At 37.2% G+C, this 15,350-nt stretch carries 13 protein-coding genes and 1 tRNA gene; 6 read left to right on the top strand and 8 right to left on the bottom strand.

What is annotated here, in order from left to right:
• The 3 genes from ABVM52_RS13810 to ABVM52_RS13800 form a co-directional block, all read right to left on the bottom strand.
• Complete coding sequence (locus ABVM52_RS13810; RefSeq protein WP_405381467.1) at positions 1-1,722, bottom strand: DUF885 domain-containing protein; 1,722 nt, start codon at positions 1,720-1,722, stop codon at positions 1-3.
• A gap of 23 nt (positions 1,723-1,745) precedes the next feature.
• Positions 1,746-3,320 (bottom strand): aldehyde dehydrogenase (NADP(+)), encoded by a 1,575-nt coding sequence (locus ABVM52_RS13805; protein ID WP_405381465.1) that lies wholly within the window; start codon positions 3,318-3,320, stop codon positions 1,746-1,748.
• Positions 3,321-3,433: 113 nt separating this feature from the next.
• Positions 3,434-4,351, bottom strand: coding sequence for a dihydrodipicolinate synthase family protein (locus ABVM52_RS13800; protein ID WP_405381463.1), 918 nt, complete (start codon positions 4,349-4,351; stop codon positions 3,434-3,436).
• Positions 4,352-4,651: 300 nt separating this feature from the next.
• Here ABVM52_RS13800 and ABVM52_RS13795 point away from each other — a divergent pair.
• The 5 genes from ABVM52_RS13795 to ABVM52_RS13775 all read left to right on the top strand — a co-directional run bounded on the left by ABVM52_RS13795 (position 4,652) and on the right by ABVM52_RS13775 (position 8,509).
• A tRNA-Leu gene (locus tag ABVM52_RS13795) sits at positions 4,652-4,735 on the top strand.
• 111 nt (positions 4,736-4,846) lie between these two features.
• Positions 4,847-5,746 (top strand): MerR family transcriptional regulator, encoded by a 900-nt coding sequence (locus ABVM52_RS13790; protein WP_405381461.1) that lies wholly within the window; start codon positions 4,847-4,849, stop codon positions 5,744-5,746.
• An 11-nt stretch (positions 5,747-5,757) separates the two neighbouring features.
• Entirely contained in the window at positions 5,758-7,215 is a 1,458-nt protein-coding gene (locus ABVM52_RS13785) for a phytoene desaturase family protein (protein ID WP_405381459.1), read from the top strand.
• 8 nt (positions 7,216-7,223) lie between these two features.
• A complete protein-coding gene (locus tag ABVM52_RS13780) occupies positions 7,224-8,063 on the top strand; it encodes a phytoene/squalene synthase family protein (RefSeq protein ID WP_405381457.1) in 840 nt (279 codons plus the stop codon).
• Positions 8,063-8,509 carry a beta-carotene hydroxylase gene (locus tag ABVM52_RS13775; RefSeq protein ID WP_405381455.1) on the top strand — a complete coding sequence of 149 codons (447 nt, stop codon included), beginning with the start codon at positions 8,063-8,065 and terminating at the stop codon, positions 8,507-8,509. Before ABVM52_RS13780 ends, ABVM52_RS13775 begins: the two co-directional genes overlap by 1 nt.
• Before the next feature lie 23 nt (positions 8,510-8,532).
• Here the strand turns inward: ABVM52_RS13775 and ABVM52_RS13770 are convergent, their stop codons facing one another.
• The 5 genes from ABVM52_RS13770 to ABVM52_RS13750 form a co-directional block, all read right to left on the bottom strand.
• Positions 8,533-9,087, bottom strand: a complete 555-nt coding sequence (locus tag ABVM52_RS13770; protein ID WP_405381453.1) for a TlpA family protein disulfide reductase — start codon at positions 9,085-9,087, stop codon at positions 8,533-8,535.
• 76 nt (positions 9,088-9,163) lie between these two features.
• Complete coding sequence (locus ABVM52_RS13765) at positions 9,164-11,437, bottom strand: aconitate hydratase (protein WP_405381451.1); 2,274 nt, start codon at positions 11,435-11,437, stop codon at positions 9,164-9,166.
• Positions 11,438-11,618: 181 nt separating this feature from the next.
• Complete coding sequence (locus tag ABVM52_RS13760; RefSeq protein WP_405381449.1) at positions 11,619-12,572, bottom strand: AAA family ATPase; 954 nt, start codon at positions 12,570-12,572, stop codon at positions 11,619-11,621.
• Positions 12,573-12,575: 3 nt separating this feature from the next.
• Positions 12,576-14,012, bottom strand: coding sequence for a peptidylprolyl isomerase (locus ABVM52_RS13755; protein WP_405381447.1), 1,437 nt, complete (start codon positions 14,010-14,012; stop codon positions 12,576-12,578).
• Entirely contained in the window at positions 13,996-14,868 is an 873-nt protein-coding gene (locus tag ABVM52_RS13750) for a peptidyl-prolyl cis-trans isomerase (RefSeq protein WP_405381445.1), read from the bottom strand. The genes ABVM52_RS13755 and ABVM52_RS13750 overlap by 17 nt, the downstream gene beginning before the upstream one ends.
• A gap of 234 nt (positions 14,869-15,102) precedes the next feature.
• Between ABVM52_RS13750 and ABVM52_RS13745 the strand changes: the two genes are divergently transcribed.
• On the top strand, positions 15,103-15,342 hold the full coding sequence (locus ABVM52_RS13745; RefSeq protein ID WP_405381443.1) for a hypothetical protein: 240 nt from the start codon (positions 15,103-15,105) through the stop codon (positions 15,340-15,342).
• Positions 15,343-15,350: the final 8 nt, after the last annotated feature.

The following is a 15,350-nucleotide window of genomic DNA, read 5'->3' as shown; positions in this document are numbered from 1 at the left end:
TTATTTAGTACGCTTTATATAATTGTTTACCCTTTGTTCCAAAATAGGTAGTGTAACCGTTCCTTGTTCTAAAATTATTTCGTGAAAATCCCTGATATTAAACGCATCTCCAAGTTCTCTCTCTGCTTTTTTACGCAATTCCCTAATTTTAATTTCACCCATTTTATAAGAAATGGCTTGTCCCGGCCAAGCAATATACCGGTCTGTTTCCGTATTTATCTCATGTTTGGACAACGCCGTATTATTGGTCATATAATCAACTACTTGTTCGCGGGTCCATCCTTTGGCATGAATCCCTGTATCGACAACAAGTCTACAAGCCCTCCACATTTCATATGTTAATTTACCAAATTCTTCATATGGTGTTCTATAAATACCTAATTCGTTTCCTAAAAATTCCGTATACAAAGCCCAACCTTCGCCATAAGCGGACAAATACATGTTTCTTCTAAATCTTGGAATACTATCTCCCAACTCCCTATTTAAACTTCCCTGCAAGTGGTGACCGGGTACTGCTTCATGTGCCGTTAATGAAGGTAACGTATACAAAGGCCTACTTTCTAACTTATAGGTATTTACCAAATAAAATCCAGGCTGAGTTTTAGAAGAAGGTCCAGAATACCTGCCACCGGTATATTTTGGAGCAATGGCATCAGGAACTTTTTTGACCCCGTAGGGTGTTCTTGGCAAGGTTTTAAAAAACTTTGGCAATTCTGCATCTATCCGCTTTGCTATATCCCTTGCATGCATTAAAAGTTCATTACCTGATTTAGTATAAAATTGGGGGTCGGTTCTTAAGAACGTGAGAAATTCACTAAAACTACCTTTAAAATTGACTTCGGAAATAATTTGTTCCATTTCAGATTTTATACGGGCCACCTCGGCAAGACCTATGGTATGGATATCATCTGCCGTATACTCTTCCGTAGTGGTATAATAGTTTATCCTATTCTGATAAAACTCCTTTCCATTAGGCGTATCGGACACACCAATTGCCGTTCTTGTGGTTGGAATATACTTGGTTTCAAAATATTCTTTTATTTTTTTAAATGCCGGAACTACCTTACTCGTAATAATAGATTTAGCAGCTTTAGTCACCGAATCTTTTTGAGATGTACTAAGACCAGTTGGCAATGCAGTAAAAGGAGCATAAAAACTACTTTTTTCAGCGTCATCCACTATATGGGTGTCATAGGTAGATGAATATCCATTAAAAATAATTTTAGGTTGTGATATACCTAATTCCAGTCCCTTATTCAATAATACCAAATGTTGGTCCACATAAGTTGGTATAGCATTCAGCATATTTAAATACTTCTTGGCATCTGCATAGGATAATATCGGCTTAATTCTATAATTAAGATTTAAATGAAAACCTTGGTCTGCCTGTATTGGGTTTAAAAAGGTTTTAAACTCATGCTCATCTATTTGATTTTGTAGTCTAAACCGCAATAATTCCTTAGATATCAATTGGGTTTCTGTTAACGAAGAAGTATCCAGCGCCTGTAAACGATTCAATAATTCCTTTGCAAATTGAGCTTCTTTCTCTTCCTTTTCCTGGGTAAATAGACCAAGCGGGTATTCCTTTCTATCATAGGATTTAAACGCTTCAAAATCTGATATGATTTTTTGCAGTTCTTGTTTACCCTGTTGGGCAGTAGTTGTATCAGGAACCAAAAAAGAAAGTCCCATCAATGCAATTAGAACAATTATATTTCGCATGAATAAAGCGTTAGTTAATAATTTCATTTACAATACGTTCCTTCTTCCAAACGTACAATTTTTAAAGGGTTATCATCTTGTAAGGCTTGTGGCAAGAATTCATTGGGCCAGTCTTGAAAGGATACGGGCCTAACCCATCTTTTAATGGCAGATGTACCCACCGAAGTAAAACGTGGATCTGTACTAGCCGGAAAAGGACCTCCATGCACCATAGATGAACATACCTCTACCCCGGTAGGAACACCATTGAACAAAATTCTACCTACTTTTTCCTGAAGTGAATCTACAATGCCACTATACGTTTTTAACTCCTCTGCCTCACCAAGAATAGTACCTGTTAACTGACCTTCCAATTGATCAAGAATTTCTTCCATTTGAGCAACATTTTCACAAGCTACAACAATAGAAAAAGGACCAAATACCTCTTGGTGCAATTTATTGTTGGATAAAAACTCGCCCCCCATGACCCTTAAAATAGCAGGGCCTGCCGTATTGGCGTTTGCCGTATTTTCTTGATTTACCAATACCTCTACCCCATTTTGAACGGATAATTCCTGCTTGCCTTCCAAATATTTGGTATAAATGTTTGGATGTAACATAGCCGATGGCTGTAACTTTACAATTTCCTGTGATAAGGTACGAGCAAAAGAGTCTAAATCATTACCCTCAAGACCAAGTACAAGTCCCGGGTTTGTACAAAATTGCCCCGCACCTAACGTAATTGAACCCGCATATTTGGCCGCCCAATTATCGCCATTATTCTGTAAGGCTGAAGGCAGGGCTATAACAGGGTTGATGCTTCCCATTTCCGCAAATACGGGTATGGGTTCCTTGCGTTCGTTGGCCAATTTATAAAGGGCCATACCACCATGGTAACTTCCTGTAAAACCTACCGCTTTTACTTTTGGGTGTTTAACCAATTGCTGCCCCACTTCTACACCGCTACTATTTAAATTTGAAAATACTCCGTTGGGCATACCGGTTTTAACAGCTGCTTTTATAATGGCAGAGGACACCAACTCTCCCGTAGCAGCGTGCATAGGGTGACTTTTAACGATTACGGGACATCCTGCGGCAAGTGCACTTGCGGTGTCTCCACCTGCAGTGGAAAAGGCCAAAGGAAAATTACTGGCACCAAAAACCACTACCGGACCTAATGGAAATAACATCTTCCTAATGTCCGACTTTGGCATAGGTTCTCTTTCTGGCTGAGCCTTCTCTATTACGGCCTCTACCCAAGAACCTTCCTTAAGCACATTGGCAAAAGCCCTAAGTTGCCCCATAGTCCTACCGCGCTCACCCCGCGCCCTACCTTCGGGCAATCCAGATTCTAGACAATACGTATCAATGAGCTCATCTCCCAATGCCTCTATTTCCGAAGCGATCGAATTTAAAAATTCAGCCTTTTTTTCTCCCGAAACATCTTTGTATTCCTTAAAAGCTTCATGAGCCAATGCAACCGCTTCATTAATTTCTGCTGTTGTTGCCTCGTTAAATATCCACTCATTTTCTTGGTTCGCAATAGGGTTGAATGTTCTATAGGTTTTCTCCCCATTGGCAGACATTTTACTTCCTATCAAATTTTTTCCACTTATCATATCTTCTATTTTGCAGTACTAGTGTAAGTTAAAAGAACATTAGCAAAAATCCCGTTCTTTATAAAAATATCACTATACCAATGATATAGTGATATTCAATTATATCTCATCAATTAATTGATTCCTTTATAGTCCGGCAATACAGGTCTAGATGCCATTCCGTCTTTTATAACGGCTGCAACTCTCTCACGCTCCTTACCTACCAACGGTAAACGTGGGGCCCTTACAAACTCACTCCCTATACCCGTGGCAACCTCTGCCATTTTAATATTTTGTACCAATTGCGGACTAATATCCAGCTCCAATAAAGGTAAGAACCATCTATAAATTTCCAATGCTTCGGCTATTCTACCGGCTTTAGCCAGTTCAAAAACAGCGCAGGTTTCAGCAGGAAAGGCACAAACCAATCCGGCTACCCATCCATCGGCACCCATAAGAGTACTTTCCAGCCCTAGGGTATCCACACCGGTCAAAACCTTTAAACGCTCTCCAAATCTAGATTTTATACGGGTAATATTGGAAATATCACGGGTAGATTCCTTAACCGCCTGTATATTGTCACATTCGGTCAACTCCTCTAACATATCCATGGTTACCATAATACCATAGTCAATAGGATTATTATAGATCATAATGGGTAGATCGGTACTTTTTGCCGTTTCTTTAAAATACGTTACGGTTTCATAGTCATTGGCCTTGTAGCGCATAGGAGGCAGCATCATTAAACCCGTAGCCCCACACTCTTCTGCCACTTCTGCAGCATGTATTGCACCTTTAGTAGTTTGCTCTGCGATATTGATGATTACCGGTACCTTACCTTCTACAAGGTTAACGGTTTCTTTCATCAATACTTTTTTCTCATCATAAGTTAAGGTACTGGCCTCACCTAAAGTACCTCCCAGTATAATTCCGCTAACACCGGCATCTAATTGGGCATTAATATTGATTGCGAACAAATCTAAATCCAATTCATCTTTGGCAGTAAATTTTGTGGTTACCGCAGGCATGACACCTTTCCATTCTATACTCATATTCTATTTTTTTTTTGATACGTAAAAGTAATGTTAAAGCTCCGTGGGGAATATCTATATATTAACCATACCTAATATTATATTACCCCATTATCCACACTTACCAACAATTACCTGATAAATATGGAGTATATTCTAATAAATATAGCCTGTAAGATAAATACATTATACGCTTCTTTAATTTTTAACCCTAGATAATTTTACCAAAAAACCAGAATAGGAATTAAATAATTAATTGTGGTCAATATATTTTAAAATGCAGGATAGGTTTCTATATTTGCGCATCTATTATAAAATAACGCCCACGTGGTGAAATTGGTAGACACGCTACCTTGAGGGGGTAGTGTTCGCAAGGACGTGCTAGTTCGAATCTAGTCGTGGGCACGAAAAGGTTAGATGTGACATCTAACCTTTTTTATTTTGATAAATTTAACTTCTACATTATCCTTCGTTAAACAAATAATTGTAAGTTTGTTTAATTATTTTACAAAAAACATGAACAATGTAAAAAAGCAATTTAGTATTAGGGATTTGGAAAATCTTTCTGGTATTAAAGCACACACCATTAGAATTTGGGAAAAAAGGTATAATCTGTTACAGCCAGAACGTACAGATACCAATATACGTACCTACAGCCTAAGCAGCCTTCAGAAATTACTCAATGTAACTTTGCTTTACAATAACGGTCAAAAAATTTCCAAGATCGCAAAAATTCCAGAAGGTGAAATTGCTTATGTTGTTAGAGAAATTGTAGCTAAACATAGTCATGAAAGCCATGCAATCAATGCGTTTAAACTGGCAATGATCAATTTTGACCAGACCATGTTCTTTAATACATATAATGCCCTCTTGGGCGAAAACTCGTTCAGGGAAATTTTCAAGGAGACTTTTGTACCGCTACTTAATGAATTAGGTCTTTTATGGCAAACGGATACCATTAGTCCCGCACATGAGCATTTTATAAGTAGTTTAATTAAACAAAAAATCCTTTTGAACACGGAAAAGTTACAACACTTAAGTCCCGTTAAAAATGACAAGGTCTTTGTAGCTTTCTTGCCCGACAATGAAATTCATGAAATTGGATTGCTCTACGTTAATTATGAAATTTTATTGAAAGGGTATAAATGTATTTATTTAGGTCCTACCATACCTATAGAAAACCTAGAGGATATTTTAAAGTATTTTGATAACGTTCATTTTATATCCTACTTTACGGTGTTTCCAGAAAAAGACCGGGTAAATAAATATTTGCAGGATTTTGACGAACTGGTATCCAATTACCACAATCCAAATTTATGGTTACTTGGTAGGCAAACAAGGTATATAGATGAAGCTAGCCAACCTGCTTATTGCAAAACTTTTTCTTCTATTGACAATTTGGTGAATCAATTATAAAAGAACCATTAATGAGCAAAAATTGTATTGTAATAGGTTCTGGCTTTTCATCCTTGTCCGCGGCATGCTATCTAGCAAAAGATGGGTATAATGTTACCATTTTTGAAAAGAACAACAGTGTAGGTGGTCGCGCATCACAATTTAAAAAGGAAGGATTTACCTTTGACATGGGCCCTAGTTGGTATTGGATGCCCGATATATTCGATAAATTTTTTGCTGATTTTAATAAACGTACAACAGATTATTATCAACTTGAAAAATTGGACCCTGCCTATAAAATATTTTTTGCCGATGATATAGTAACCATTGGTGATACTATGGACAAAATCTGCGAAGAATTTGAAAGAATTGAAAAAGGAAGTTCCATAGCGTTAAAGAAGTTTATTGATAAAGCACAAGAAAATTATGATATTGCCATTAATAAGATTGTGTTAAGACCCGGCCTGTCTCCATTAGAGTTGGTCACAAAAGAAACTATCTTAAAAGTAGACCAATTCTTTAAAACAATAAGCTCTCAAGTACGAAAGTCGTTCAAAAATCATAAATTGATATCAACCTTAGAATTTCCTGTATTGTTTCTTGGAGCCAAACCAAGCAATACTCCGTCATTCTACAATTTTATGAATTTTGCTGATTTTGGCCTGGGCACATGGCACCCCAAAGGAGGTATGTATGAAGTGATCAAGGCTATGGAAAATCTGGCCTTGGAATTGGGTGTTACTATCCACACCAATAGTCCTGTAGATACCATTGAAGTTGATACCAACCGCGTTAAAGGAGTATTTTGCAAAGGTGAGTTTTATAAGGCCGATAAAGTTATAAGTGGTGCAGATTATCACCATACGGAACAACTACTACCTAAAGAAAATAGACAGTATAGTGAAGCATACTGGGACAAAAAAGTTTTTGCCCCATCTTCCTTACTGTTCTATATTGGTTTTAATACCAAATTGAAGAACATAGAGCACCATAACCTTTTTTTTGATACGGATTTTGAACTGCATGCCCAAGAAATTTATGACCATCCAAAATGGCCTACCAACCCATTATTTTATGCGAATTTCCCATCCGTAACAGATGAGACTATGGCACCGAAAAATAACGAAGCCGGATTTTTTCTTGTCCCCATAGCAACCAATTTGGAAGATACCCCAGAATTAAGGAATCAATATTTTGATATGATAATGGACAGATTTGAGGAAAGAACTGGGCAAAAGATTAGAAATAATATTATATTCAAGGAAGCATTTTGCGTTAAAGATTTCATTGAGCGATATAATTCTTATAAAGGCAACGCTTATGGCATGGCAAATACCTTGACCCAAACTGCATTTTTAAGACCCAATTTAAAAAGTAAAAAAGTAAAGAATTTATATTTTACAGGACAACTGACTGTTCCTGGACCCGGAGTTCCACCAGCTTTGATTTCCGGGAAATTAGTGTCAGAATTAATTACAAACCATAATTAGTTTAGTACATGAAAGGAACATTTGACCTTGTATCGTATGAATGTAGCAAAACCGTCACAGAACGGTATAGCACATCTTTTGCCTTGGCCACAAAGATGCTACACACATCTATTCGCGGCCATATCTATAATATTTATGGCTTTGTACGTTTTGCAGATGAAATTGTTGATACCTTTCACGATTATGACAAGGAGTCTTTATTTGATAGATTTGAACAGGACTTGGAAAATGCACTCCAGAACAGAATTAGTCTAAACCCTATATTAAATTCTTTTCAACACACCTTTCATACGTATGATATCCCAATACATTTAGTGGATTCCTTTATGAAGAGTATGCGAATGGATTTGGTCAAGAATATATACCGTACAGATGAAGAATACAAAGAGTACATTTACGGCTCTGCCGATGTAGTAGGCTTAATGTGCCTAAAAGTATTCGTAAAAGGGGATGTAAAGAGATACGAAAGCTTAAAATTATCTGCTATGGCCTTGGGGTCGGCATTTCAAAAAGTTAATTTCTTACGTGATGTAAAAGCAGATTTTGAACAATTGAACCGCTCCTACTTTCCTAATACCAACCTTAAGGAATTGGACGAGCATTCCAAAAAAAGAATCGTTGAAGAAATCAAAGCCGATTTCAAATTAGGCTACAGCGGTATCATCAATTTACCCGCAGAGGCAAAATTTGGTGTCTACACTGCTTATAAATATTATTTTAAACTGCTTAAAAAATTACAGAAAACACCGTCGTTGGAAATTAAGAACGCTCGTATTAGAGTACCTAACTATCAAAAATTTGGCCTTTTGGCAAGGTCTTATGTTAAATATAAAATGAATTTGGTTTAATGGACGTAATTATTTGGATATTACTTTTTATAGGAACTTTTTTGACCATGGAATTTATGGCATGGTTTACCCATAAGTATATTATGCACGGCTTTCTTTGGAGCCTACATAAAGACCATCATCATAAGGACCACGACTCATGGTTTGAAAGAAATGATGCTTTCTTTATTTTTTATGCTATAGTAAGTATGGCTTTATTTTATTCCGGTGCAAATGGCTCTTGGTACGGCTACCCAACAGGGTTTGGTATTTTAGCCTACGGAATAGCATATTTTTTTGTACATGATATTTTTATACATCAACGTTTTAAGCTTTTTAGAAACGCAAACAATTGGTATAGTAGAGGGGTTAGAAGAGCCCATAAAATGCATCATAAGCATTTAGGTAAAGATGATGGCGAATGCTTTGGCATGCTGTTCGTACCCTTTAAATATTTTAAAAAGTAATAGCAAGAAGTTCTCGGTAATTGTTATTCAGCAATCAATTGCCCAAAAAGTCTATCTACTTTATTATTGTCCCAGTCCGCTATTGCATTTTGATGGATAACAATGTAGCCATTTTTATCAATGACATATGAACCCGGTGGCTTTAATAATGAAATTGGACTTGGTTCACCAATGATTTGGTAGGTCACTGGAAAAGTATATCCCTCCTTTTCCATGAACAGCTCTACTGGAGCTCTTTCCTCATTAGTAATCACATAGAATTTTATTTGATCACCATACATGTCGTAAAGATATTGAACATCCTTTAACTGCGCTTGTGACGGCATATGCCAAGAAGTCCAAAATGTAATGAAGGCTACTTTGCCCTTTGCCTCCTGGAAATTGAAGAATTTCCATTCACTATCTTTTAATTTCCAATCGTAATTTGTAATCCTTCCTCTATTTTCCGCCTTTATAATGGTGGGGGAAGTAGCAAAAATTCTATTTAACTGTATTTTGCTAAAATCGCCCAAGGGGGTCACAAAGAATGACAGTACAAAGGCAATGATCAATAAGGTAAAAACAGTTTGCTTTTTCATTAAATTTAGCTAGGTCCCAAAACTAAAAAACTCCTGAATATTATCAGGAGTTTTATGTGTTTATTTTAACGATTGTTTATGCCGCGTTTTCTTTCTTGATTACATTAAGCGCAGACCCTTCTCTATACCATCTAATCTGAGCATCGTTATAGGTATGGTTAGCCTTAATTACATCTTTACTCCCATCTGCATGAACAACTTCAATAGTCAATTGTTTATCCGGTGCAAATTCTGCAATATCGATAAAGTTGAATGTGTCATCTTCCTGTATTAGGTCGTAATCACTCTCATTTGCAAACGTAAGTCCTAACATTCCTTGTTTCTTAAGGTTCGTTTCATGAATACGGGCAAATGATTTTACAATAACAGCGGCAACACCTAAATGGCGTGGCTCCATAGCTGCATGCTCACGTGAAGAACCTTCACCGTAATTATGATCACCAACAACTATACTTCTGATACCAGCTGCCTTGTAAGCACGTGCAGTATCCGGTACACCACCATACTCACCGGTTATTTGGTTCTTCACCATATTGGTCTTATGCCCAAAGGCGTTCACCGCACCGATCAAACAGTTATTTGAAATATTATCTAAATGCCCACGGAAACGCAACCAAGGTCCAGCCATGGAAATATGATCCGTTGTACATTTACCAAATGCCTTTATCAATAATTTTGCGCCCATTAAACTTTCATCCTTTATAGGAGTAAAAGGTTCTAATAATTGTAACCTTTCTGAATCAGGTGCAACTTTAACCACAACTCCAGAACCATCTTCATCTGGTGCAAGATATCCGGCATCCTCTACTTCAAAACCTTTTGGAGGTAATTCCCATCCAGTTGGCTCATCGAACATAACTTCTTCTCCTTTTTCATTGATCAGTTTGTCCGTCATCGGATTAAAATCCAACCTACCGGAAATAGCTATAGCAGCCGTTATTTCTGGAGAGGCAACAAATGCATGGGTATTAGGGTTACCATCTGCACGTTTTGCAAAGTTTCTATTGAAGGAGTGTACAATACTGTTCTTAGGAGCATTTTTAGGATCGCTATAACGTGCCCATTGTCCTATACAAGGCCCACAAGCATTGGTGAATATTTTAGCGTCCAATTTTTCAAATATCCCTAAAATACCATCACGATCCGCTGTATAGCGTACTTGTTCAGAACCAGGATTAATTCCCAATTCAGCCTTCATTTTCAATCCTTTGTCAATTGCCTGTTGCGCTATAGAAGATGCCCTAGACAAATCTTCATAAGAAGAATTGGTACAAGAACCGATCAAGCCCCATTCAACAGCCAATGGCCATTCATGCTCAGTAGCTTTCTCCGTCATATCGCTTCCTACTTTGGTAGAAAGATCTGGCGTAAAAGGTCCGTTCAATAAAGGTGTAAGTTTAGACAGGTCAATTTCAATAACTTCATCAAAATATTGCTCAGGATTAGCATACACTTCCGCGTCTGCGGTAAGGTGTTCTTTTACTTTATTTGCTGCATCGGCAATATCAGCCCTATCGGTAGCTCTTAAATAGCGCTCCATGGACTCATCATAACCAAAAGTGGAGGTTGTGGCCCCAATTTCAGCACCCATATTACAAATGGTACCTTTACCGGTACATGATAATGACTTAGCTCCTGGTCCAAAATATTCCACTATAGCTCCCGTTCCACCTTTTACGGTCAAAATCTCGGCAACCTTTAAAATTACATCCTTTGGTGCGGTCCATCCAGAAATAGTTCCTGTTAACTTAACACCAATTAATTTTGGGAATTTAAGTTCCCATGCCATACCGGCCATAACATCTACGGCATCTGCTCCACCAACACCAATGGCAACCATTCCCAAACCACCTGCATTAACGGTATGTGAATCCGTACCGATCATCATTCCTCCTGGAAATGCATAGTTTTCCAAAACAACCTGGTGTATAATACCCGCTCCCGGTTTCCAAAATCCTATTCCATATTTATTAGATACAGATTCAAGAAAATCAAAAACTTCCGCACTGGTAGAATTCGCAGATTTTAAATCTGCTGTAGCACCGCTTTTAGCCTGTATTAAGTGATCACAGTGCACTGTTGTTGGCACGGCAACCTTTGGTTTACCGGCTTGCATAAATTGCAAAAGAGCCATTTGCGCAGTTGCATCTTGACATGCAATACGATCCGGAGCAAAATCAACATAATCCTTACCTCTGGTAAATGCCTTTGTAGGCGTACCATCCCATAAATGGGAGTACAAAATTTTCTCAGAAAGAGTAAGAGGTTTCCCTACAATATTCCTTGCTTCATCAACACGTTTAGCCATATTGGCATAAACCTCTTTTATCATATCAATATCAAATGCCATTCTTTAGTTATTTTAAGTTAACGCAATTCGGTAAATTTAAGAAAATCTATAACGGAATTAAAATTAATTAAGTATGATTGATCGCTTTTTCACAAATGGTTACAAATTATGAATCTAATTATACGCATTAGGATTCATATGCTGCAAAAAATGACGCAATCGATTAAGAAGAAAAAAGGAATTACAATAATTTATCAATGATATCTTCCTCTGAGATACCCTCGGCTTCCGCCTTATAATTTTTTATAATTCTATGTCGCAAAATTCCCTTTACCACCACATGAACATCTTCTATATCCGGTGAAAATTTTCCATTGATCGCGGCATTGGCCTTGGCACCAAGAATTAAATTTTGCGAAGCCCTTGGACCTGCACCCCAATCTAAATACTGCTTTACAAAGTCTGTCGCCGTAGGTAAATTTGGTCGTGTACTGTTGACCAATTTAACAGCGTATTCTACTACGTTGTCCGCAACTGGTATTCTCCTAATTAAATCTTGGACCGCAATTATCTCATTGGCATTGAACAAAGGAGCAATCTCTCTTTTATGGTCTGCCGTAGTATTTTTAACGACCAAAATCTCTTCTTCTATGGAAGGGTATTTTAACTCTATGGCAAACATAAAACGGTCCAATTGCGCCTCTGGCAATGGATATGTTCCTTCTTGTTCAATAGGGTTTTGTGTAGCCAATACAAAGTATGGCAATTCTAACTTGTGTTGGTGCCCGGCTATAGTAACGGCTCTTTCCTGCATAGCTTCTAAAAGTGCCGCTTGGGTTTTAGGAGGGGTCCTATTAATTTCGTCCGCTAAAATAATATTAGAAAAAATAGGACCTTTAATAAATTTAAAATTCCTATTCTGGTCCAGCACTTCACTTCCTAGAATATCACTGGGCATTAAATCCGGAGTAAACTGTATCCTTTTAAAATTAAGGCCCAAGGCTTGAGCAATGGTATTAACCATTAATGTTTTGGCCAATCCTGGCACACCTATCAACAAGGAATGGCCACCAGCGTAAATAGAAAGAAGAATTTGCTCTATAACTTCATCTTGGCCTACAATAATTTTGGCTATTTCCTTTTTTAAAGCTGCATGTTTTTCAACAAGGCGCTCTATAGCGGCAACATCTGACATATATTATTCCTTTATCCAGTTGTTAGCGAATTCACAATCCTTATTGTCATCGTTTACACTTATATAGGTCTCCTTAATATGCTCGTCCATCCATTCTTTAATGGCGTTATATTTCTTTTCAGTAAGTGCAAGTTCCTGAATTTTGGTGTAATCCTTGGCAAAATCAGCTACATGCTCATCATACCTATTCGTAATCTTTAAAATTTTGTACTTAGGTGCTCCACCCCTAGGGTCTTGCTCCAGAACAGGATGGGTTATTTCATTATCCTTTAAACCCTGTACTTGATTATACAAAGTTGGATCCATTTTTGTCAACTCAAAACGAGAACTAAAATCCTGTGGATTTCTCAAAAGTCCGCCATCGAATTTTGTTTCTTTTTCATCAGAAAAATTAAGAGCCGCTTCTGCGAAAGTAAATTCCTTGTTGATAATTTTTTGACGTATACTATCCAATTCCTCTTTGGCCTCTTGCAATACCTCTTGTGAAATTTCAGGCTGGACCAAAATATGTCTTAAATCCAGTTCTTGACCTCTTATTTTTTCAATATAAATAATATGATAACCAAAAATAGTTTCAAACGGTTCAGATACCTCCCCTTCCTTAAGACTAAAGGCAACATCTTTAAAAGTTTTATCAAACCCGGTATCCTTGGTAATACTATAAAAGCCACCTTTGGATTTAGAACCGGGATCTTGGGAATATAAAATAGCCTTTACACTAAAGCTGGCATCATTATCTTCCACATCTGCCTTGATCTGGTTTAATTTATCTATTACCTTTTGTTTTTCCTCTTCTGAAGGCTTGGGTTCTTTGGTAATCTGCGCTATTTCCAGTTCTGCCCCAAAAACAGGTCGCTCATCTACAGGTATTTTATTAAAAAACTGACGTACTTCTTCTGGGGTAATTTCTATTTCCTTTATGATATCTTGCTGCATACGTTCAGATAGCATACGCAATTTGTTTATTTTATATAATTCTTCCCTAAAACTGGCCTCGTCCTCTTTTTTATAATATTTCAAGACTTTTTCCATGGAGCCAATTTGTTGTACCAAGGATTGTAATTGACGGTCACCAGTGGCGTTGACCTCATCATCAGAAACCAAAATACTATCTTGTACCGCTTGGTTTGCATACAACCTGTCTTCCATTAATTTACCCAATAGACTACAGTGAGAAATATCATCTGCCGATGCACCTTGGCTTTTAAGGTCGATCAAAGTTTTTTCGATATCGGAATCCAAAATAACATAATCACCTACTACCGCTGCAATACCATCTAGTTTTACACGCTTAAAATTGTTGGCAGTACCCTTATCGTTATTTGCCTCCTCTGTAGATTCCATGCCTCCGTTTATTTCTGTTGGTATGGAGTCCTGTGCATTGACTACACCTGTCATAAGTGCTAGCGCACCAATAAACATACTATTTCTTAGTTTCAAAAACTTCAAATTCTTTATCCTTGATTGCTTCATCTAATAATTCAGTTTCTAATTTGCGCAGGTAGTTCATTTTTCTGCGACTTAATAAAACTTGCTCTATGGTAGGCCTAATAAATGACAAAGGAGCTATATCATTAATATCCTTTGTTTCTTCAATTTTACCCAAATATACCCCGATCGAATCCTCCAATTCAAAAAATTGTGAATTTTTTAAGTACTTATCGGCATTATCAATTGTAATTGGTGGTATTTCCTCGAAAATTCTGGTGAAACGCACCCAAATGGAATCATTAAAATTTAATTTATTGAACTGTACCCCTATTGAATCTAAATAGCGAACATCCTCTTCCTCAAATCTTCGTAATCTTTTTGACACCTCATCCTTATCCAAAAAACCTTTAGGAAGACCTACGAACCTAATTCTTGCAATTCTTTCCTTTAATTTAAAATTCTCCTTACCCTGTTCGTAAAAGTCTGCCAATTGTACATCAGTAATAACCGAATCCGTTGCCCTTGTCATCAACGCTTCTTTATAAGCTCTAGTATACAAGTCTGTACGGTAGTCATCTACCAGAACATTATACTGCGCCAATTTTTCTTCGGATAGATTAATTTTTGCCTTGGATAACAATAATTGCTTGGAAGCCCAATTGTTTATGTAATTGGACACGAAGGAGGCGCTATCTCCCTTACTCATGTTTTCGGTAAGCAATGCTTGGATATCCTCTTCGTATAAATAGGAATCTCCTACCCTTGCCAAGGGTTTTTTATCCTCTTCTTTTTTAAATAGTTTAGCACAAGAAATAAAGACCAATGAAAACACACCCAACAAAATAAAAGGGTATATATTTTTCATTTGCATTCTTATTTTGATAAAAAACATCGAGCAAAAATAGCAATTACACTCTCGTGTGCAAACGCAAAATGATTTACTTAACACATTTTTTTAAATCTTCTTGAATAATAATCCTCTAATTATCAATTTAAAACATTAAACCGATAGTAGACAATCTCTTTGATCGTAGCGCGTCTTACCAAGTGAAATTTAGGTAAATTTGCACCCATAAACGCAATGCAAAACAGCGCTAGTTTGGACAGAAAGATTAAGTTGATATGGGATTTTAAAGGTCCTGCCGCTTTAAAAACGGCAGAACACCACGTTATACATTTAAAGGAGTTTATAGCCATAGAAGGCACTGCACTTGATATTACGGGGTATAAGGAATTGAACGACATGCACAGCATAGCGTTTATGGTCGTTGAAGAACAGGAAATGATTTCCGTTAGAGATACTTTAAGACCACATCGTGGCGAAATATACGAACCTTAATATTCAAT

It is taken from the genome of Maribacter sp. LLG6340-A2, from assembly GCF_045057105.1.
In the GTDB taxonomy this organism is placed as follows: Bacteria; Bacteroidota; Bacteroidia; order Flavobacteriales; family Flavobacteriaceae; genus Maribacter.
Note: the sequence above shows the minus strand (reverse complement) of the source record. Positions and strands in the feature narration are given on the sequence as shown.

What these genes read in the sequence shown, in the direction of transcription:
- ABVM52_RS13810 (WP_405381467.1), bottom strand. Translation starts at nt 1,722, where the DNA reads ATGCGAAATATAATTGTTCTAATTGCATTGATGGGACTTTCTTTTTTG.
- ABVM52_RS13805 (WP_405381465.1), bottom strand. Translation starts at nt 3,320, where the DNA reads ATGATAAGTGGAAAAAATTTGATAGGAAGTAAAATGTCTGCCAATGGG.
- ABVM52_RS13800 (WP_405381463.1), bottom strand. Translation starts at nt 4,351, where the DNA reads ATGAGTATAGAATGGAAAGGTGTCATGCCTGCGGTAACCACAAAATTT.
- ABVM52_RS13790 (WP_405381461.1), top strand. Translation starts at nt 4,847, where the DNA reads ATGAACAATGTAAAAAAGCAATTTAGTATTAGGGATTTGGAAAATCTT.
- ABVM52_RS13785 (WP_405381459.1), top strand. Translation starts at nt 5,758, where the DNA reads ATGAGCAAAAATTGTATTGTAATAGGTTCTGGCTTTTCATCCTTGTCC.
- ABVM52_RS13780 (WP_405381457.1), top strand. Translation starts at nt 7,224, where the DNA reads ATGAAAGGAACATTTGACCTTGTATCGTATGAATGTAGCAAAACCGTC.
- ABVM52_RS13775 (WP_405381455.1), top strand. Translation starts at nt 8,063, where the DNA reads ATGGACGTAATTATTTGGATATTACTTTTTATAGGAACTTTTTTGACC.
- ABVM52_RS13770 (WP_405381453.1), bottom strand. Translation starts at nt 9,087, where the DNA reads ATGAAAAAGCAAACTGTTTTTACCTTATTGATCATTGCCTTTGTACTG.
- ABVM52_RS13765 (WP_405381451.1), bottom strand. Translation starts at nt 11,437, where the DNA reads ATGGCATTTGATATTGATATGATAAAAGAGGTTTATGCCAATATGGCT.
- ABVM52_RS13760 (WP_405381449.1), bottom strand. Translation starts at nt 12,572, where the DNA reads ATGTCAGATGTTGCCGCTATAGAGCGCCTTGTTGAAAAACATGCAGCT.
- ABVM52_RS13750 (WP_405381445.1), bottom strand. Translation starts at nt 14,868, where the DNA reads ATGAAAAATATATACCCTTTTATTTTGTTGGGTGTGTTTTCATTGGTC.